The sequence below is a fragment of the Serinicoccus marinus DSM 15273 genome (genome assembly GCF_008386315.1).
GTDB lineage: Bacteria > Actinomycetota > Actinomycetes > Actinomycetales > Dermatophilaceae > Ornithinicoccus > Ornithinicoccus marinus.
In genome coordinates this window covers 493,689-510,778 of the sequence record NZ_CP043808.1, presented here as the reverse complement: position 1 = coordinate 510,778, position 17,090 = coordinate 493,689, and the positions used below count along the sequence as shown (strand labels likewise).

Below are 17,090 nucleotides of genomic sequence, written 5' to 3'. Positions count from 1 at the left end.
CCGCAGCACGAGGCGGTGAGGTCGGCGGAGTGTCGCGGGAGTTTCTCCTGTGACTCGCGTGAACGGCCTGCTCACCCGGCGCGGCCGTGCATCAGCGCGACCAGGCCACCCGGGGCATACCCGCCCGGCCGCAGGTCCTCGGCGACCACGGCGAAGAGCCGGTGGTCGGCCCACCCTCCGTCGACGTGCATGAGCCCGCGCTGGCGACCCTCCTCCGGGATGCGCAGCCGGGTGACCACGGCGAGGGAGGCGGAGTTCTGCGGTCGGATCGCCACCTCGACGCGGTGCAGGCCCACCTCAAGGAGCGCGTGGTCGACCAGCGCCGCGAGCGCCCACGTCGCCACCCCGCGCCCGGTCGCCTGCCGGTCGAGCCAGTAGCCGGCCCACCCGGCCTGCCGCGCGCCCCAGAGCACGTCGAAGAGCTGGATCTGGCCGACGATCTCCCCGTCCACGTCGATGACGAAGGGCAGGACCAGCCCGTCCCGCGCGCCGCGGTCCAGGACCCGCCGCAACCGCGGGAAGGGCAGGTTCGGCGTCCTCTCGCCCGGCGCGGTCGACTCCCACGGCCGCAGCCAGGCCTCGTTGCGGCGCCGCAAGGACTCCCAGGCGGCCCGGTCGGCCCGCTCCAGCGGCCGCAGGACCAGCGCCCTGCCGTCGGGGAGCTGGTGCCGGACGCTGACGGGCCAGCGCCAGCTCACGCGTCCCTCATCCCTGACTCACCCCAGCACCCGTCATGGCGCCGACGCGGGCTCACCGGCCCCTCGCCTCGGTGCGGACCCAGTCCCCCGACCGACCCCCGGACTTCGCGACCACCCGCACCCCGCCGATCACCGCCAGCTTGTCCACCGCCTTGACCATGTCGACCAGGGCCAGCGCGGCGACGCTCACGCAGGTCAGCGCCTCCATCTCGATCCCGGTGCGGTCGGCGGTGCGCACCGTCGCGGTGATCTCCACCCCGCCGTCGTCGACCGTCAGGTCCACCTCGACAGCGTGGATCGCGATCGGGTGGCACAGCGGCACGAGGTCCGGCGTGCGCTTGGCCGCCTGGATGCCCGCGATCCGCGCCACCCCGAGGGCGTCGCCCTTGGGCACGGTGCCGTCCCGCAGCGCGGCGACCGCGTCCGCCGACAGGTCGACGCGTCCACGCGCCGTGGCGCTGCGCGCGGTGACCTCCTTGGTGCTGACGTCGACCATGTGGGCCGACCCGTCGGCCCGCAGGTGGGTCAGCCGCGGCTCGTGCCCCATCAGCCGTCCTCGCCCGCCTCGTCACCCTGCCCCTCGGCGTGCAGCCGGGCGTCGATCTCGGCGCGTGGCCGCAGCAGCAGCAGGTCCAGCTCGGACCCGGCGGACACCTCGTTCACTTCCGGCTCCGAGATCGCCAGCGCGTCGGCGACGGCGAGCGGCCCGACGAGGTGCGACCCGGCACCGCCGGCGGGCGAGACGGCATACGCGCCGGTGGGGTCGCGGTCGACCCGCACCCGGGTATACGTCTGCCGGTCCGGCGAGCTGCGCCACCCGGTCGTGGCGAAGCCGCGCGCGAGCCGGGCGCCCTCGCGCCGTCCGGCTCTGCGCTGCAGCGCCGGCCGCACGAAGACCTCGAAGCTCACCAGCGTGCTCACCGGGTTGCCCGGCAGCGTGAAGACGGGCACGTCGCGACGCCCCAGCACCCCGAAGCCCTGCGGCTTGCCGGGCTGCATCGCGACCTCGACGAACTCCATCGACCCCTGGCCGGTGAGCACCTTCTTGACGAGGTCGAACTCGCCCTTGCTCACGCCACCGGTGGTGATGACGAGGTCGGCGTGGTCCAGCATCCGGTGCAGCTGCTTCTTGGTGGCACCCTCGTCGTCGGGCAGGTGCCCGACGTGCACGACGTGGGCCCCGGCGTCGCGCACCAGCGCCTCCAGCATCGGGCCGTTGCTGTCGACGATCTGCCCGGGGCCGACGGGCTCGCCGGCGGGCACGAGCTCGTCACCCGTCGACAGGATCGCCACCCGCACCGGCCCGACGACCTCGACCTCGGTCACCCCCGAGGACAGCAGCGCGGCGATCTCCCCCGCCCCGACCCGGCTCCCCGCGGGCAGGATCAGGTCCCCGGCCCTGACGTCCTCGCCCGCGCGGCGGATGTGCGCCCCCTCGTCGGGGTGGACGCGCAGCTGCGGCTCGTGCGGGTGCCCGTCGGTGTCCTCGACCTTGACGACGGCGTCGGCGCCCTCGGGCATGGGGGCGCCGGTCATGATCCGCCACACCTGCCCAGGGGCGAGCACGTGCTGCGACTGGTCGCCCGCGGCGACGTCGCCGGCGACGGGCAGCACGACCGGGCTCTCGCTGCTGGCCCCCTCGAGGTCGGCCCGGCGGACGGCATACCCATCCATCGAGGAGTTGTCGAAGCGCGGCAGGTCGACGCCGCTGTGCACGTCGGCGGTGGTCACGAGGCCCTGCGCACGCCGGACCGGCAGCGTGACCGGGGCCACCGGCTCGACCTGAGCCAGCACGGAGTCCAGGTGCTCGTCGACGGAGATCATGGCCCCACCCTAGGAGCATCGGCCACAATGGGGCCGCATGAGCCTGCCGCTCCCGCCCTACCGTCCGACGGGCGACGTCGTCGCCGACAAGGCGCACTGGCGCGCGCTGGTCCGGACCGCGCGCCGCGACCTCATCGCCGCGTGGTCGCCGGCGGACCGGCCCGCCCTCGCCAGATCGCTCGCCGAGGCGGGTCTCACGCACCTGCGTCGGTATGCCCGTGGCTCGGCCCGCGCGGACGTCGCCGGGATGACCGTGACCGCCTACGAGCCGATGCGCACCGAGCCACCGGTCGACGGGCTGACCGCCGCGCTGCGCGGTGCGGGCGTGCGGGTGCTCGTGCCGATCACCTTCGCGCGACCGCGGCTGGAGTGGGCCGACCTGGCCGACCCCGACCGGCGCCCCCTCGGCGAGGACGTCCTCGCCGAGGTCGACCTGGCCTTCGTCCCCGGGCTCGCGGTCTCCCGCGACGGGGTGCGGCTGGGGCAGGGTGGGGGCTACTACGACACGGTGCTGCCGCGGCTGCGTGAGAGCTCCGCCGGGGCACCCGTGGTCATCGTGCTGCACGACCACGAGGTCGTGCCCCGGGTGCCCGCCGCGGACCACGACGCCGTGGTCGACGCGGTGCTGCGGCCGACCAGCGGCGTGGTGCCGGTCCCGGTGCGCTGACCCGCACCGGCGCTCAGCCGGCCCCGCTCACTCGTCCGCCGGCAGCAGCGTGAGAGTGTCGGTGCCCGCCTCGTCCACGGCGGCCCGGGTGAAGGCCCACGGGTAGGTGCCGCCCTCGACCCACGCCTGCGTCTGGTCGTCGTAGTTGCTGTGGAAGGGATGGCCGGAGGTGCCCGTCTGGTTGACCCAGGTGGAGGCGTCGAGGTCGCCGAGGTCGACGACCATGCGCATCGAGGGTGCCGACGTGACGTCGAAGCTGTCCGTGCTGGCGTCCCAGTTCATCGCGTTGACCATGGAGCTGCTGCCGGATACCGGGAGCGGCCCGCGGTTGACCATCTGCTGCACCAGGCCGGGCACTCCCTCCTCACCGAGGACCTGGTGGCGCAGGTCCGCCCGGTGCAGCTCGCCCCAGCTCCAGTCGTCCGGGTTCTTGGAGACCGTGCGGGTCAGGTCCAGCCGCGCGTCCACCAGGGCCGTGCGCAGCACCTCGTCCCGGGACTCCACGACCCCGGGGGTGCGCTGGTCGTCCCACCAGACACTCTCGGGGGTGGCCATGAGCTCGGCCATGACCTGCATCGAGCGGGAGTTGCCGGTGGCCCCGAGGTCCGGGGGGAGCTCGTCGTCGAAGACCGCCTCGAGGAGGTTGTCGTAGACGGCGTAGAAGTATGCCGCGGCCGCCGTCTGCTCCCCCTCCGCCGGGGCGGTGCCGTCCCAGTCCCGCAGCAGACCCTGCGCCTCGGTGTAGAACCGGCCGTCGAGATCGATCGAGGTGAGGTAGGGGACCACGTCCAGCGCGAAGGTGCTGGTGTCGTCGAGCTGGATGTCGTTCATGTCCGCCGCGGTGAGCGGCCCCTGCTCGAGCCGCTCCTGCAGCAGCTCCAGGATGCGGGTCGAGCGGTAGCCCTTGTCGTACTCGCTGGTGAGGAAGGGGGTCGAGCCACGGACCACGGCCTGGTTCGCGGCCACGACCATGCCGTCCTCGGGGTTGTAGGCCGAGGGCAGGTCCGCGAAGTCGACCCACCCGCTCCAGGCATACTGCTCGTCCCAGCCGGGGGCGGGGAAGTAGCCCGGCGGGGTGCCGTGGGTCGCCGCCCGTCGGACCGGGACCAGCCCGGGCGCCTGGTAGCCGATGTTGCCCTCGGTGTCGGCGTAGAGCAGGTTCTGCGAGGGCACGGCGAAGAGCTCGGCCGCGCCACGGAAACCCTCCCAGTCGGTGGCAGCGTTGAGCGCGAAGACCGCCTCGGCGGTGCGCGAGGGCTCCAGCCCGGTCAGCGGGAGGTCGCGACCCTCGAAGTCACGGAGGTCGCGACCCCGTCGATCGGCCCGTTGGCGCCCATGACACCGGTCTCGGCGAGCACGTCGGAGACGATCGGCCCGTGGGAGGTCTCCCGCACCTCCAGCTCCACGTCGTCACCGCCGGCCACCCGGATGGTCTCGGTGCGCACGTCCATCGGCACGTGCTCGTCCTCGCGCAGGACCGTGTCGCCGGCGGTGTCCTCGAGGTAGAAGTCGGTGACGTCGGGGTCGAGGTTGGTGAAGCCCCAGGCGATGGACTGGTTGTGGCCGATGACGACGCCGGGGAAACCGGCGAAGGTGAAGCCTGTGACGTCGAAGGGGCAGGCCTCGTCCACCTCCCGGCAGTGCAGGCCGCTCTGCATCCAGATCCCGGGCTGCGTGATCGCCAGGTGCGGGTCGTTGGCGAGCAGCGGCATACCGCTCTCGGTGTGCTCGCCGGAGACGACCCACGAGTTGGAGCCGATCCCCTCCCCCTCGCCGAGCAGTTCGGGCACGGCCGCCAGCACCGTGCCGGTGTCGGCCAGGGCGTCCCGCGCGTCCGGGCTCCCCCCGGCCAGCCAGTTGCGCGTCATCCCGGAGGTCGGTCCGTCCGGGGCCTGCGGCTCGGTGAGCCCGGCGATGTCGGCCGGGTCCCCCTGACCGGGGACCGGGGCCAGGACCGTGCCGCGGGCGCCACCTCGCGTGTCGCTGACCCCTGGTGCGGGCCGCTCCGGCGGCGACCACTCGCTGCGGTCGAGGATCGGCGGGTGCTCGTCGGCGGGGTAGTCGGGGTAGAGGTTCTCCAGCTGGTCCAGGGAGACCTCGCCGACCAGGCGGCCGCGGGCGAGCTCGTCGTCGTAGTTGCCGCGCAGGTCCCAGGCCATCGCCTTGAGCCAGGCGAGCGAGTCGACCTCGTCCCAGTCGCGCACGGTGTAGCCCGGGGCGCTCTGCGACAGCGCGACGTACTCCACCCCCATCGCGGAGGGGCCGCTGCGGCTGTCGATGTAGGCGTTGACGCCGGAGGCGTAGGCGGCGAGGTAGGTCCGCGCGTCCGGGGACAGCAGCGAGAGCTCCTGCTCGGCGACGCGGCGCCACCCCAGCGTGCGGATCACCCGGTCCGTCTCCAGGCCGCCCTCGCCCACGAGCTCGGACAGCCGCCCGCTGACGATGTGGCGACGCAGGTCCATCTGGAAGAAGCGGTCCTGGGCGGCGACGAAACCCTGTGCGCGGAAGAGGTCCTCCGCGGTGTCGGCGTAGATGTGCGGCACGCCCCGCTCGTCCCGGACCACCTCGACGGGACCGGCGAGACCGGGCAGCTCCAGCTCGCCGGAGACCTGCGGGAAGGCGCGCCTCGCGAGGCCCACGCCGATCACGGCCGTGGCCACCGCCACGACCACGAGGATCGCGACCGTGGGCACGGCCACGCGCTGCCACAGAGGTCGGGACACGGGCCCCAGCCTAGGCGACCGTGCGTGAAGACCGTCGGAGGCGACGTAGAATCCGACCTCGTGCCCACGTATTCATACGCCTGCAAGGACTGCGGTCACGCCTTCGACATCCAGCAGGCCTTCACCGACGACGCACTGACGCTATGCCCGGAGTGCGACGGATCGCTGCGCAAGGTCTTCAGCGCGGTCGGCGTGGTCTTCAAGGGCTCGGGCTTCTACCGCACCGACTCCCGCGGATCGCGTTCCTCCGGCGCGGGCGGGTCCGGCGCGGGCGGGTCCGGCACGAGCGAGTCGGGCAAGGGTGACTCGGGCAAGGGTGAGACGGGGGCGGCCGGGTCCGGCACGAGCGGGGCGAGCACCGGCGACTCCGGCACGAGCGGCTCCGGCGGGGTGAAGGGCTCCTCCGGCTCCTCCGGGGGCACGTCGACGTCCGGGGCCTCGTCGTCCACATCCTCGGGGTCCTCCGGCGGGTCGTCCACAGCCGCGCGCTGAGCCCTGGTCGGCACGCGCCGGCCTGCCTACGGTCGGTGGGGTGACCCGACGAGCAGCCCGATCCGGCACCTCCTCCCGACGTGAGCTGGCCCGTGTGCTGCGACATCCGGTGCTGCGGCGCTGGCTGGCGGCGGCCCTCGCGGCGATCACGGTGGGCGGCAGCCTGCACCTGGTGCTGACCCGCCCGCAGCCCGACGAGGTCCCGGTGGTCGTCGCCGCCCGGCAGCTCGCCGTCGGCACCACTCTGTCCGCGCGCGACACCGAGCTGCGCCACGTGCCGCCGGACCTGCTGCCCGAGGGGTTCCTCTCCGCCGCCCCTGAGGTCGGCGCTTCCCTCGCGGTGCCGGTGCAGGCCGGGGAGGTGCTGACGACCGCGGACCTGCGCACCAGCGCGCTGCTCGACGGGCTCGAGGGTGAGGTGGCGGTCTGGCTGCCCGTGACCGACGCGGCGGTGGCGACGGCCACGGTCGCCGGCGACCGGATCGACGTCCACTCCCCCGTGGACGGGGACCGGGTGGCCCGGGGTGCGCTCGTGCTACGGCCCGGCACGGGAGAGGAGCCCGGCCTGTGGGTGGCCGTCGACGAGGGCACGGCCGGCGACCTGGCCGCGGCCCGGGGCGCCGACCCGCTCGGCGCTGCGCTGCTCGTGGCGGTCCGCGCGACCGGTGGTTGACGCGTGAGTAACCTCACACTCCCGACTCCCCCGAAAGGGTGATCGAGAGCGCGGGTGGCGGTATACACTTCTCGACTGGCCCGAGGGGCGTGTCACGATGTCGGGCCACCCACCACCACCACCACGAGCGATCTGCCCCTGCCCTGCGCTCGCACGAAAGGAGAGGCCATGCTCAGCGGCTTCAAGGACTTCATCATGCGCGGCAACGTGATCGAGCTGGCCGTCGCGGTCGTCATCGGCTCGGCCTTCGCCGCGGTCGTCGACACCATCGTCTCCAGCATCATCACCCCGCTGCTCAACGCCGCGGGTGGCGCCGAGGTCGGCGGTCTCAAGTTCGAGATCATCAACGGTCGCGCCGACACCGCGATGGACTTCGCGGCCATCATCAACGCCCTCATCGTCTTCCTGCTCACCGCGGCCGTCGTGTACTTCGTGCTCGTCTCCCCGATGAACAAGGTGAGCGAGCGCATGAACCGCAACAAGCCGGTCGAGGAGGAGATCGTCACCGACGAGGTGGCCACGCTCCGCGAGATCCGCGACCTGCTGGCCCAGCGCCGCGCGGACGGCTCGCTCTGACCTGAGCAGCCGCGGGCACCTGCTCATGCACCGGGACGCCCCGGCACGGACACGTCGTCCTGTGCCGGGGCGTCCTGCATGTCACTGGGGATGTCCCGACGCGGCTCAGTCCCAGTGCGGCGGGCGCTGCTCGAGGATCCAGTCGTCCCGCGGGTCGAGGCGGCGCGGCACGCGCCCGGCCTCCCGGCCGCGTTCGGGCTGTCCGGGGACGGACCGGTCGTCACCAGGGGCGGGGACCTCGTCGGACTGGTCGGCCGCCGGGTTGGTCGGTGCGGCCACGGCACGCCGGGGGGCGCGACGGCGCTTTTCTCCGCCCGGTCGGCTCACCCAGACCGCCCGCGCAGCGCCTGCAGCACCCGGGCGACCTCGCGGGCGGGGTCCGTGAAGACGTCGGTGGTGCGCACCCGCACCGGCACCCACCCCATCCGGGTCAGCTGGTCGTGCCGCAGGCGCACGTCGTCGCGCCCCGGACTCGGCACCGGACCGCGCTGCACGTCGCCGTCGACGGCTACGGCATACCGTGCGTCGTCGTCCTCCGACACCACGGCCAGGTCGATCGCGTGCGGTCCGTGGCCCACCCCCTCCTTGACCTGGAGGCCCTCGGCGCGCAGCCGGCGGACGAGCTCGGTCAGCACGGCGGAGCCGTGCCCGTGCTCCTCGGCGCCCGGGACCAGGGCGTGCCGCACGATCGCCGCCCCGTGACCCGCACCGGTCGGCCAGTCGGCCACGGGGGTCGCGGTGACGAGGTCGACGCTGCGCCGCGCCGCGGCGAGCACCGACCCGGCGGCCTCCGGGCTGCGCACGGCCTCCGGCGACCCGATCCAGACCACGCGGTCCCGCGTCTGGCCCGCGACCCGGTGCACGGGGAGCACGAGGAAGGCCTGACTGTGCTGCTCGTCGTCGGACAGCGACGCCGGCCGCTCGTCCTCGCCCATCGCCGCGCGCAGCGCGATCCCGGCGTCCTCGGCGCCCGCCTCGTCGTCGGTCACCAGGAGCAGGCTGTCCGGCCCGGAGCGGGCGTGCCCGAGCACCAGCCGCACGCCGGCCTCGACCCGGGCGCTGACGTGACCGTCCACCACGTGCTCGCGCACGGCGGCCGCCCGCTCCACCCCGGGGAAGGAGTGCACCGGACGCGGCATGAGGGGTGCCAGCGGGGCGACCAGACCCTGGTCGAGCGCCCGGTAGTGCGTACCGAGGTGACGCACCGGCAGCACCTGTGCGGCGCGGGAGAGCAGCGACGGCTCGTCCATGGGGCCCGGGTCCCCCTCGGCCCGGGGGTCGGCGACGACGGCGAAGTGGCTCGGCCCCGGCCCGCCGCTGTCACCGACGACGAGGACCTGGCGCCCCCGCGCCAGCGCCGGTGCGGTGCGGGCGGTGGTGGTGCGCCCGGCGCGGTCGACGACCACGAGGTCGAGCGTGAGGTCGGGCGGCAGCACCGCCGGGACGGCCAGCTGGCTGGCCAGGAGGACAGGCGCCGCGGCCAGGACCACGTCGGGAGCGCGGCTGATCACGTCACGGGCGTCGACCGCACCGACCTTCGTCTCCTCCAGGGCACGCTGCCAGGCCCCGAGCTGGGAGGCGTGGCCGGACAACGTGCGGCGCAACCGACGCAGCACGGCGCGACGGGCCCGCAGGGCGTTGCGGTGCAGATGGGCGCGGTCGGCGGCGCGGAAGGAGCGCTCGGCCTCGCGCACGGTGTCCCCGCCGACCTGCTGCGGCACGGCGTCCGAGGTGAGGTGGTCCAGCACCGAGCTGCGGTGCACGAAGCGGACCTCCTGGGACACCCGGTCCGCGGGCACGCCACGCCGGGCGAGGTCGTCGACGAGCTCACCGAGACCGCGCTCGCGCAGCGGCGCGAGCAGCGGGTGCGCCTGTGCTGCCACCGGGGCCCGGTCGGCGCGCGCGTCCAGCCGCACCAGCCGCTCCAGGACCGTGTCCAGGTGAGTGGTCGACAGCTCGTGTCCGGCCGAGGTCCCGGTCAACGCCTGCTCCAGCCAGGCCAGGTCCTCCCCGATCGGCGCGTGCGCCGCCAGGGCCTCCTCCCAGCCCTCGGGCGCTGTGGGGCGAGCCGCCTTGCCGCCGACCTCCTCCCACTCCTGCTTCTCGTCGCGCGCCCTGCGCACCCGCTCGGCGAGGTCCGGTGGTGGGGTGCCGGGCCGCAGCTGCTGGCGCACCTGACGGCGCAGCCGGGCCCGGGCGACGGCACCGGGCCGTGGGGCCGCTGCCGTCGAGTCGCGGTCGGCCCCCAGCGCGGCGACCATCTGCTCCAGCGGTGCGTCGTAGATCCCCGGCGAGAAGTGGTCGAGGGTATCGCTGGCGCGGGAGAGGAGACCGAGCCGATGAGCCCACTGGGTCAGCGTCACCGGCGCCGGCAGGCCTGCGGCGCGGCATACGGTGTCGGCCTGCTGGCGTGCGCTGCTGAACTTCTCGGAGACCAGGCGGCCGACGATCTCGGTCGCCCGGGCGGCGTCGTCGGGGCCGGTGAGGCGGGCGGCATACCACGGGTCCTCGGTGCGTGCCGTCGACCAGGCGCCGCAGTCCGCAGCCTCGATCAGGGCGTCGGTGACCGCGGACAGCTCCTCCTCGGTCAGCGTGCGCAGGACGTCGAGCGGGAGCCGCACCCGGGAGGCCGGAGGGTGCTCGGCGGTCGCGAGCGCGGCGAGGTCGTCCTCGGTGCGGGCCAGGCTGAGCCCCCACGGCCCGTGCTCCTGGTGCAGGACCTCCTGCTCGCGGCGCAGCACGGACAGGGCGTCGGCCCGTGCGGGGAGCGGGTCGGGACCGAGGTCCGGCTCGTCCTCGGCGGGCAGGCGGTCCAGGTTGTGACGCACCGCGGCGAGCGTGTCGCGCATCGAGGCCGGGTCCTCGGCGAGGTGCAGGCACAGGTCGCCCAGCCCGACGTGATCCAGCCGGCGACGCAACGCCTGCAGCGCGCTGCGGTCCTCGCTGCAGACCATGACGGTGCGGCCCTCCGACAGGGCGCCCACCACGACGTTGGCGATCGTCTGGGTCGCGCCGGTCCCGGAGGGGGTGTCGAGCACGAGGTCACCGCCGTGCGACACCTCGTCGATCACCGCCCGTTGCGAGGCGTCGGCGTCGAGGGCACCGAGCTCGCGGGCGGCGTCCTCGGCGCGGTCCGGGTCCTGCACGGAGGGGGTCAGCCGCACGTCGGCCCCGGCGAGCGCCGCGACCACGTCGTGCGCGGCCAGCGGCTCAGGATCGCCGGTGTAGGAGGTGACCAGCGGCAGCTTGGCCCAGGGGAAGGTGCTGATGACCATCTGCGGACCGATGGCGAACCCGGACATCTCGATGCAGATGTCCTCCAGCGCCCGGTAGGTCAACCGCGGGTCGAAGCCGTGGCTCTGCGCGGACAGGCCCGCCAGGAGCGCCGGGTCGGGCTGCAGGTGCGCCTCGCTGCGCAGGTAGTGCTCCAGCACCGGGTTGAAGACCACGTCCTCGTGCAGCTCGAGGACGAAGTCGGAGTGCGCGGCATCGGTCGGGGTGATGGTGCACGCCCGCAGCAGCACGGGGGCACGCGGGGGCACCGGCACGCGGTGCAGCGTCCAGGTGGCCAGCCCGATGGCCAGGAAGCTGGTCTCCAGCCCGTGCTCGCGCCGCATCTCAGTGACCTTGTCGCGGATCCCGCCCAGCCGCCGGGCCGCATCGGCGAAGGCAACCTGCTCACGGACCAGGTCGGACAGCGGCGTGGGACGTCCCGACAAGAGCTTGGCCACCCCGCCGGGGTGCGCCAGGTTGAGGTCGAAGGTGCCGGTCAGCGAGGTGCGGTGCCAGAGCAGGGAGTTGGCCCCGCCGAGCTCGGCGACCTCGTGACGCCACCGGGTCCGGGCGCGCTGCACGGCCTCGACGCGTGCTTCGTCGAGGGTGTTCAGGGGGCGCAGCGAACTCACTGCCTCAGGCTAACGACTCGGCGGGTGTATGCCGCGAGCCCCACCGCGGCGAGCGCGGCGAGGACGCAGAGCCAGGCATACCCGGCGAGGTCCATGACCACCCCGGCGAGGGCACCACCGGCGGCCGCGGACAGGCCCATGACGAGATCGGCCGCGCCCTGCACCGAGGCCCGCTGGCCGACGGGCACCGACCCGGCGACCGTGCCCGAGCCGGCGACCATGGTGCAGGACCAGCCGAGACCGAGCAGGACGAGGCCGGCCGTGAGCCCTCCCGAGAAGCCGTCCTGGCTGAGCCCGGCGAGCAGGCAGGCCAGGACGAGCAGGACGACCCCGAGGAGCACCACCGGGCGGGCACCCCACCGGTCGGTGAGCTGTCCGGTCACGGGGGCCAGGCCGTACATGCCGAGGATGTGCAGGCTGATGACCAGGCCGATGAGCTCGATCTCCGCCTGCCCGTGCCGCATGTGCAGCGGCGTCATGACCATGACCGCCACCATGACGATGTGTCCGACCGTGAGGGCGACGGTCCCCCACATCGCGGCCGGGGTCGCCCGGATCAGCCGCAGCCCGTCGGCCACGCTCCCCTGCCGGCCGACCGGCTGGTCGGTGTCGACGCCGGCGAGCCGGCGGGCGGTCACGAGCGGGTCGGGCCGGAGCGCGAGCTGCAGCACCACGGCGGCCAGCGCGAAGCCGACGGCGGAGAAGACCCAGGCGCCCGCGAGCGGGGGCAGCCCGAGCACCCCGGCGACGGCCTTGCCGGGGCCGACCATGTTGGGGCCCAGCACCGACCCGATCGTCGTGGCCCACACCACCCAGCTCAGCTGGCGTCCCCGCCGCTCGGGGACGGCGAGGTCGGTCGCGGCATACCGGGCCTGGCTGCCTGCGGTCGTCGAGGCGCCGAAGAGCGTGGTGCCGACGAGCAGCAACCAGAAGGTCCCGGTCGCGGTGGCGGTGATCGCCAGCGCTGCCCCGAGCGCGCCGATGACGTAGGCCGCGGAGAGCCCTGCCCGGCGCCCGTGCCGACCCATGAGCGCCGCGACCGGGATGGTGAACAGGGCCCCGCCGAGCACCTGGGTCGTTGTCGCGAGGCCCGACAGCGCGTCCCGACCGCTGACGTCCGCGGCGACGATCGCCCCCACGGCGATGCCGCTGGCCACCCCGATGCCGCCGAGGGTCTGGCTGCCCATGAGGGTGAGGACGGTGCGGGACTGGAGCTGCGCGGTCCCGGCGGGGTCGAGGGCGCGTTCGGTCACCCGGGCAGTGTCGCAGCAGCGGTCCCGGCGGCGGTCAGTGGATCTGCAGCCGCCAGTTCGCCGGGACCCTACCGGCGGGGCCGGGTGCCGGCTGGTCCTCGGGCCGGCTGGTCGGGGCCGCGAGCTCCGGGCCGAGCACACCCTTGCCCTTCTCGTAGGACCAGAACCAGTCCTCCCCCGGCTCGAAGCTCTGCACGACCGGGTGCCCGGATTCACGGAAATGGGCGCTCGCGTGCTGGCCCGGCGAGCTGTCGCAGCACCCGACGTGCCCGCACTCGGCGCACCGGCGCAGGTGCACCCACCAGCCCTCGGCGTCCGCGCACTCCACGCACCCGGTGCCGCTCGGCGGCACCTCGGCGCTGATCCCCTCGCTGCTCATGTCGGTCCTCTCTCCTCGGGTCGCCCCATTCACGCACGAGGAGGGGTATGCCGTCCACGGGCGGTCGCCACGTGCCCGGCTCCGGCTGGTCGCAGTCGCCCGTCGGGATCGACGCGAGCATGGCCGCGGCACTGCAGACGGCGGGGGCCTCGCCGACCGGACCGGCGTTCGCGGCGTACGACCGGCAGCCCTCCGACACGGTCGACCTGCGGATCGGCCTCCCGGTCGAGGGCGACGTCCTCGCCGCCGACGGCGTGGAGCTGACCCGGATCCCCGGCGGAAGCGCGGCCCGCCTCGTGCACGCGGGGAACGACGAGGACCTGTCCGGGTCCTGGGAGCGCCTGACGACGTGGGTGCTCGACCGGGGCGAGCGTCCGGCGGGCTGGTTCTACGAGGAGTACCTCACCGAGCGGACGCCGGGGGCGGACCCCGCCGACATGCGCACCCGGCTGACGCTCCCGCTCGCCGACGGCTGATCTGGTCAGGCTCACTCCGCCGGCGCGTCCTCGCCGACCACGTCGGCGACCCGCCGCCGTCGGCGCAGGACGACGAAGGTGGCGACACCCAGCACGAGGCCGGCGAGGATCGTCAGCACCGTGCTCGCCGTGCTCCCCAGGGCCTGGGAGAGCAGGACCCGGCTCTGCGAGGTGGGATCGGCCAGGATGACCGCGACGAAGACCGGCCCACGAGGAGGGTCGCGAGCATCATCGGGACCCGTTCCCAACGGCCGGTCAGACCCCATCGCCGTTGCAGGAGCCGTCCGGCCCTGAGGATGCGCCCGGCGCGCACCAGGCGCAGCGCGCCGACGACCCGGAGCAGCCGCAGCAGCTGGACCGGGCCGACCGCGAAGACCACGGCCACGACGACCGCGACCGTGAGCAGCACCAGCCACCAGTGCCGCAGCAGCCAGGCCCGACGGTCCTCCGCCACGACGAAGAGGATGACGGTCTCGGCGACGAGGACTCCCCCGGCCAGCCAGTTCGCGACCGTGCCGACGGTGGAGTAGGGCTCGGCCAGGAGGGTGAGGAAGACGGCGGGGACGGAGGCCAGCGCGGCGACCAGCACCGGCAGCGCCAGCCGCTCCTCCCACTCGTCCTCACGGCTGCGCGCCACTGACACCTCCCGGTCGGTGGCCCAGGCTAATCCGTGGCCTCGCGGCCACCCACCCGGCTACGGTCGGGCTGCATGGGCCGCGTGAACTTCCTCGTGGAAGGCGTCTCGGGCACCGCCAAGACCTCGGTATGCCGCGAGCTGCGCCGACGTGGGATCCAGGCGTTCAACGGCGACACCGAGCTCGCCTACCAGGGCGATCCGGCGACCGGTGCGCCCGTCTCGGGACCGCCCTCGCACCAGCAGCATCTCTGGCGTGAGAGCGAGGTCCGTTCGCTCGCCGCGCAGCGGGACCGGCGCCTCACGTTCTTCTGCGGAGGGTCCCGGAACCATGACCGATTCCTCGACGTCGTCGACCGTGTCTTCGTCCTCGACGTCGACGCGGCGACGCTGCGAGGTCGTCTCGAGCGACGACCCGCTGACGAGTTCGGCGGGCGACGCGAGGAGCAGGACTTCATCCTGGGACTGCACGCGGCTGGCCAGGACGTCCCGGCGGGGGCCGTCACGATCGACGCCGCCCTCCCCCTCGACGACGTCCTCCGCCAGGCCGAGGTGGTGGCGGGCACGTGCCCCCGGCAGGATTCGAACCTGCGACACCCGCTTTAGGAGAGCGGTGCTCTATCCCCTGAGCTACGAGGGCGGACCGGGCCGCTGGGCCGGAACCGGCATATCGTCTCATGCTCCGGGAGCCTCCCTCGGGTGACCCGATGACCGGCGACGAGCAGCTGATCCGGGCAGGTGCTGCGCTGGAGGACCGGTTCGGCCGGCACTGCGCCGACGCCTTCGCCGCCGCGCTGCCCCGGCTCGTCGAGGACCTCGTGGAGCGATGGGAGCTCGCGCCCGAGGGGCGGTGCTGCTGGAGCGCATCCTGCCGGGTACAACCCTGGACAGTGCCCGGCGCAGGCCCCCGGCCCCGGCGGACTGGGCTGACTTGCTGCGGGACCTGCACCCCACCTCCGCCGAGGGTGTCACCACCACCCTGGCGCCGTGGTGCGAGGAGATGATCGAGCGCATGGTGACCTGCACCTGGGCAACGTCCTCGACGGTGGGCACGGTGGGCACGGTGGGCTCGTGGCGATCGACCCCCAGCTCTGCGTCGGCGACCCGTGCTTCGACCTGGTGGACTTCGTCGTCGTCGCGGGGTCACCGGCGGCCATGCGGGACCGGGCCGGGTCACTGGCCCGGCTGCTCGACCTGGACCGTGATCACGTGTATGCCTGGACCCGGGTCAACGCCGCGGTGACGGCGATCTCCCTCCTGACCTGGGAAGGCCCGAGCACCCGCACCGAGGCGCTGCTGACCCTGGCGCGGGACGACTGAGCCCCCGCCGCGGCGGGGGCCCGGTCGTCGGTCGATGTCGGTCAGCCGGTGGCGGCGGCAGCGAGGTTGCCCAGGCTGGTCTCCAGCTGCTCCTCCTCGACGAGGGGGAAGCTGACCTTCTTGAGCAGTTCGGTGTCGGTCACCTTGCCCCAGTCGTAGGTCAGCCGCACCTCGGTGCTGTCCGGGCCCTGCGGGGTGAGCTCCCACACCCACTCCCATCCCTTGGGGTCGGTGCCGGCCGGCGCGGTCTGCCAGGCCACCAGCTTGTCCTTGGCGTAGCCCGTGACGTGGTTGTCGGTCTGGTAGTCACCGCCCATGTGGTCCCCGGACATGTTCATCGTGAAGACCTGCCCGGTCTCGGTGATCCGGTCGCCGTGGTCGACGGACTGCACGAAGCCCGAGCCGTCGATCGCGACGTGGTTGTCCGGCAGGGTGAGGACCTCGAAGACGTCCTTGGCGGACACGTCGATGGTGCGGCTGACGGTGATGTTCGTCTGTTCGCTCATGCTCCCGACGCTAACGAGGTGAGGACGACGACGCGAGCCGAGGAGCAGCGGCACCGACGACCTGCCAGGCTGGGCGCATGGCGACGCACACCTACGAGCTGGCGCTCACCTGGACCGGCAATCGAGGCTCCGGGACGTCCGGCTACCGCGACTACGACCGCTCGGTCGTGGCCCGCAGCGAGGGTATGCCCGATCTCCAGCTGTCCGCGGACCGCGCCTTCCGTGGTGACGCCGGGCGGTGGAACCCCGAGGTGCTGCTGCTCGCGTCCTTGAGCGAGTGCCACCTGCTGTCGCTGCTGCACGTGGCGGTGACGCGCGGGGTCACGGTCGTGGACTACACGGACGCCCCGGTCGGCACGATGGAGCAGTCCGGGATCGGCGGGCGCTTCACCCGGGTCCTGCTGCGGCCCGAGGTGACGGTCGCCGACCCGGCCCACGTCGACCTCCTCCCGCAGTTGCACGAGCAGGCGGGGCGGGCCTGCTTCATCGCGTCGTCGGTGAACTTCCCGGTCGACCACGACCCGACCGCACGGGTTATGGGTTAGCTCCCGAGCGGTCGAACAACAAGTTCCTTGATGCCCTCGAAGTCTGTCGGGTTGCGGGAGTAGAGCGGAAGGTCGTGCGCGATGGCGATGGCTGCGATCAGGGCGTCGTAGGCCCGGGCCGCGGGCTTGCGTCCCGCCCGTCCCAGGTCGGCGGCGACCCGCCCGAAAGCCCGCGCAGCTCCAGCGTCCAGGGGCAGGGGGTCGAAGTCCGCCTCAGCCTGCTGCAGATGGGCCTGACGAGCAGCCCGCTCCGACGACGAGCGGGCGACGAGCGGCCCGACCGACAACTCAGCCAGCGTCACCGTCGTGATGAGCGGTTGCTCCGGCAGCTCGACCGGATCCAGGTCGGCCAGGTCGATCAGCGTCGAGGTATCCAGGATTCCCCGCTCTGGCCTGCTCACAACGACGGGTCCAGCACG

20 protein-coding genes and 1 tRNA gene are annotated in these 17,090 nt (G+C 73.8%); 7 read left to right on the top strand and 14 right to left on the bottom strand.

The window, feature by feature from the left end:
• Positions 1–71 precede the first annotated feature (71 nt).
• The 3 genes from FU792_RS02575 to FU792_RS02565 are packed head-to-tail and all read right to left on the bottom strand — an operon-like array spanning position 72 to position 2,522.
• A complete protein-coding gene (locus FU792_RS02575; protein ID WP_022924513.1) occupies positions 72–698 on the bottom strand; it encodes a GNAT family N-acetyltransferase in 627 nt (208 codons plus the stop codon).
• 52 nt (positions 699–750) lie between these two features.
• The gene (gene moaC / locus FU792_RS02570) at positions 751–1,245 is read right to left on the bottom strand and encodes a cyclic pyranopterin monophosphate synthase MoaC (protein WP_022924514.1); all 495 of its coding nucleotides are present in this window, start codon (positions 1,243–1,245) and stop codon (positions 751–753) included.
• Positions 1,245–2,522 carry a molybdopterin molybdotransferase MoeA gene (locus FU792_RS02565; RefSeq protein WP_022924515.1) on the bottom strand — a complete coding sequence of 426 codons (1,278 nt, stop codon included), beginning with the start codon at positions 2,520–2,522 and terminating at the stop codon, positions 1,245–1,247. Before FU792_RS02565 ends, moaC begins: the two co-directional genes overlap by 1 nt.
• 37 nt (positions 2,523–2,559) lie before the next feature.
• Between FU792_RS02565 and FU792_RS02560 the strand changes: the two genes are divergently transcribed.
• A complete protein-coding gene (locus tag FU792_RS02560) occupies positions 2,560–3,189 on the top strand; it encodes a 5-formyltetrahydrofolate cyclo-ligase (protein ID WP_022924516.1) in 630 nt (209 codons plus the stop codon).
• Between the two features lie 27 nt (positions 3,190–3,216).
• On the opposite strand, the gene FU792_RS18325 is transcribed toward FU792_RS02560, so the two are convergent.
• Together FU792_RS18325 and FU792_RS18320 are read right to left on the bottom strand one after the other, a co-directional pair.
• The gene (locus FU792_RS18325) at positions 3,217–4,452 is read right to left on the bottom strand and encodes a penicillin acylase family protein (protein ID WP_275100764.1); all 1,236 of its coding nucleotides are present in this window, start codon (positions 4,450–4,452) and stop codon (positions 3,217–3,219) included.
• A 5-nt stretch (positions 4,453–4,457) separates the two neighbouring features.
• Entirely contained in the window at positions 4,458–5,912 is a 1,455-nt protein-coding gene (locus tag FU792_RS18320; RefSeq protein ID WP_275100735.1) for a penicillin acylase family protein, read from the bottom strand.
• A gap of 24 nt (positions 5,913–5,936) precedes the next feature.
• Here FU792_RS18320 and FU792_RS02550 point away from each other — a divergent pair, with 24 nt between their 5' ends.
• The 3 genes from FU792_RS02550 to mscL all read left to right on the top strand — a co-directional run bounded on the left by FU792_RS02550 (position 5,937) and on the right by mscL (position 7,653).
• Positions 5,937–6,404, top strand: coding sequence for an FmdB family zinc ribbon protein (locus FU792_RS02550; protein WP_337587846.1), 468 nt, complete (start codon positions 5,937–5,939; stop codon positions 6,402–6,404).
• Positions 6,405–6,444: 40 nt separating this feature from the next.
• Positions 6,445–7,077, top strand: a complete 633-nt coding sequence (locus FU792_RS02545) for an SAF domain-containing protein (protein WP_083652720.1) — start codon at positions 6,445–6,447, stop codon at positions 7,075–7,077.
• 168 nt (positions 7,078–7,245) lie between these two features.
• Positions 7,246–7,653, top strand: coding sequence for a large conductance mechanosensitive channel protein MscL (gene mscL, locus FU792_RS02540; protein WP_022924520.1), 408 nt, complete (start codon positions 7,246–7,248; stop codon positions 7,651–7,653).
• Positions 7,654–7,758: 105 nt separating this feature from the next.
• Here mscL and FU792_RS16610 read toward each other — a convergent pair whose 3' ends face one another.
• From FU792_RS16610 to FU792_RS02525, 4 genes are read right to left on the bottom strand one after another with little or no spacing between them, the layout of a single operon-like run.
• The gene (locus tag FU792_RS16610; RefSeq protein ID WP_022924521.1) at positions 7,759–7,932 is read right to left on the bottom strand and encodes a hypothetical protein; all 174 of its coding nucleotides are present in this window, start codon (positions 7,930–7,932) and stop codon (positions 7,759–7,761) included.
• Positions 7,933–7,976: 44 nt separating this feature from the next.
• Positions 7,977–11,558 (bottom strand): DUF4011 domain-containing protein, encoded by a 3,582-nt coding sequence (locus FU792_RS02535; protein ID WP_022924522.1) that lies wholly within the window; start codon positions 11,556–11,558, stop codon positions 7,977–7,979.
• On the bottom strand, positions 11,555–12,811 hold the full coding sequence (locus FU792_RS02530) for an MFS transporter (protein WP_022924523.1): 1,257 nt from the start codon (positions 12,809–12,811) through the stop codon (positions 11,555–11,557). Before FU792_RS02530 ends, FU792_RS02535 begins: the two co-directional genes overlap by 4 nt.
• 34 nt (positions 12,812–12,845) lie before the next feature.
• Complete coding sequence (locus tag FU792_RS02525) at positions 12,846–13,190, bottom strand: UBP-type zinc finger domain-containing protein (protein WP_022924524.1); 345 nt, start codon at positions 13,188–13,190, stop codon at positions 12,846–12,848.
• Between the two features lie 47 nt (positions 13,191–13,237).
• Between FU792_RS02525 and FU792_RS02520 the strand changes: the two genes are divergently transcribed.
• Positions 13,238–13,666, top strand: coding sequence for a GyrI-like domain-containing protein (locus FU792_RS02520; RefSeq protein ID WP_022924525.1), 429 nt, complete (start codon positions 13,238–13,240; stop codon positions 13,664–13,666).
• A 112-nt stretch (positions 13,667–13,778) separates the two neighbouring features.
• On the opposite strand, the gene FU792_RS02515 is transcribed toward FU792_RS02520, so the two are convergent.
• The 3 genes from FU792_RS02515 to FU792_RS02505 form a co-directional block, all read right to left on the bottom strand.
• A complete protein-coding gene (locus tag FU792_RS02515) occupies positions 13,779–14,303 on the bottom strand; it encodes a hypothetical protein (RefSeq protein ID WP_202980394.1) in 525 nt (174 codons plus the stop codon).
• A gap of 57 nt (positions 14,304–14,360) precedes the next feature.
• Positions 14,361–14,897 carry a hypothetical protein gene (locus tag FU792_RS16950; RefSeq protein WP_028130929.1) on the bottom strand — a complete coding sequence of 179 codons (537 nt, stop codon included), beginning with the start codon at positions 14,895–14,897 and terminating at the stop codon, positions 14,361–14,363.
• Positions 14,868–14,940, bottom strand: a tRNA-Arg gene (locus FU792_RS02505). The genes FU792_RS16950 and FU792_RS02505 overlap by 30 nt, the downstream gene beginning before the upstream one ends.
• 347 nt (positions 14,941–15,287) lie before the next feature.
• Here FU792_RS02505 and FU792_RS02500 point away from each other — a divergent pair.
• On the top strand, positions 15,288–15,620 hold the full coding sequence (locus tag FU792_RS02500; RefSeq protein ID WP_022924527.1) for an aminoglycoside phosphotransferase family protein: 333 nt from the start codon (positions 15,288–15,290) through the stop codon (positions 15,618–15,620).
• A 41-nt stretch (positions 15,621–15,661) separates the two neighbouring features.
• Here the strand turns inward: FU792_RS02500 and FU792_RS02495 are convergent, their stop codons facing one another.
• A complete protein-coding gene (locus FU792_RS02495) occupies positions 15,662–16,126 on the bottom strand; it encodes an SRPBCC family protein (RefSeq protein ID WP_022924528.1) in 465 nt (154 codons plus the stop codon).
• Between the two features lie 77 nt (positions 16,127–16,203).
• On the opposite strand from FU792_RS02495, the gene FU792_RS02490 reads away from it, so the two are divergent.
• Positions 16,204–16,671 carry an OsmC family protein gene (locus tag FU792_RS02490; protein WP_022924529.1) on the top strand — a complete coding sequence of 156 codons (468 nt, stop codon included), beginning with the start codon at positions 16,204–16,206 and terminating at the stop codon, positions 16,669–16,671.
• Here the strand turns inward: FU792_RS02490 and FU792_RS02485 are convergent.
• Positions 16,668–17,072, bottom strand: coding sequence for a type II toxin-antitoxin system VapC family toxin (locus tag FU792_RS02485; RefSeq protein ID WP_022924530.1), 405 nt, complete (start codon positions 17,070–17,072; stop codon positions 16,668–16,670). The genes FU792_RS02490 and FU792_RS02485 overlap by 4 nt on opposite strands.
• Positions 17,073–17,090 lie beyond the last annotated feature (18 nt).

What these genes read in the sequence shown, in the direction of transcription:
- FU792_RS02520 (WP_022924525.1), top strand. Translation starts at nt 13,238, where the DNA reads ATGCCGTCCACGGGCGGTCGCCACGTGCCCGGCTCCGGCTGGTCGCAG.
- FU792_RS02490 (WP_022924529.1), top strand. Translation starts at nt 16,204, where the DNA reads ATGGCGACGCACACCTACGAGCTGGCGCTCACCTGGACCGGCAATCGA.
- FU792_RS02560 (WP_022924516.1), top strand. Translation starts at nt 2,560, where the DNA reads ATGAGCCTGCCGCTCCCGCCCTACCGTCCGACGGGCGACGTCGTCGCC.
- mscL (WP_022924520.1), top strand. Translation starts at nt 7,246, where the DNA reads ATGCTCAGCGGCTTCAAGGACTTCATCATGCGCGGCAACGTGATCGAG.
- FU792_RS02525 (WP_022924524.1), bottom strand. Translation starts at nt 13,190, where the DNA reads ATGAGCAGCGAGGGGATCAGCGCCGAGGTGCCGCCGAGCGGCACCGGG.
- FU792_RS02495 (WP_022924528.1), bottom strand. Translation starts at nt 16,126, where the DNA reads ATGAGCGAACAGACGAACATCACCGTCAGCCGCACCATCGACGTGTCC.
- moaC (WP_022924514.1), bottom strand. Translation starts at nt 1,245, where the DNA reads ATGGGGCACGAGCCGCGGCTGACCCACCTGCGGGCCGACGGGTCGGCC.
- FU792_RS02565 (WP_022924515.1), bottom strand. Translation starts at nt 2,522, where the DNA reads ATGATCTCCGTCGACGAGCACCTGGACTCCGTGCTGGCTCAGGTCGAG.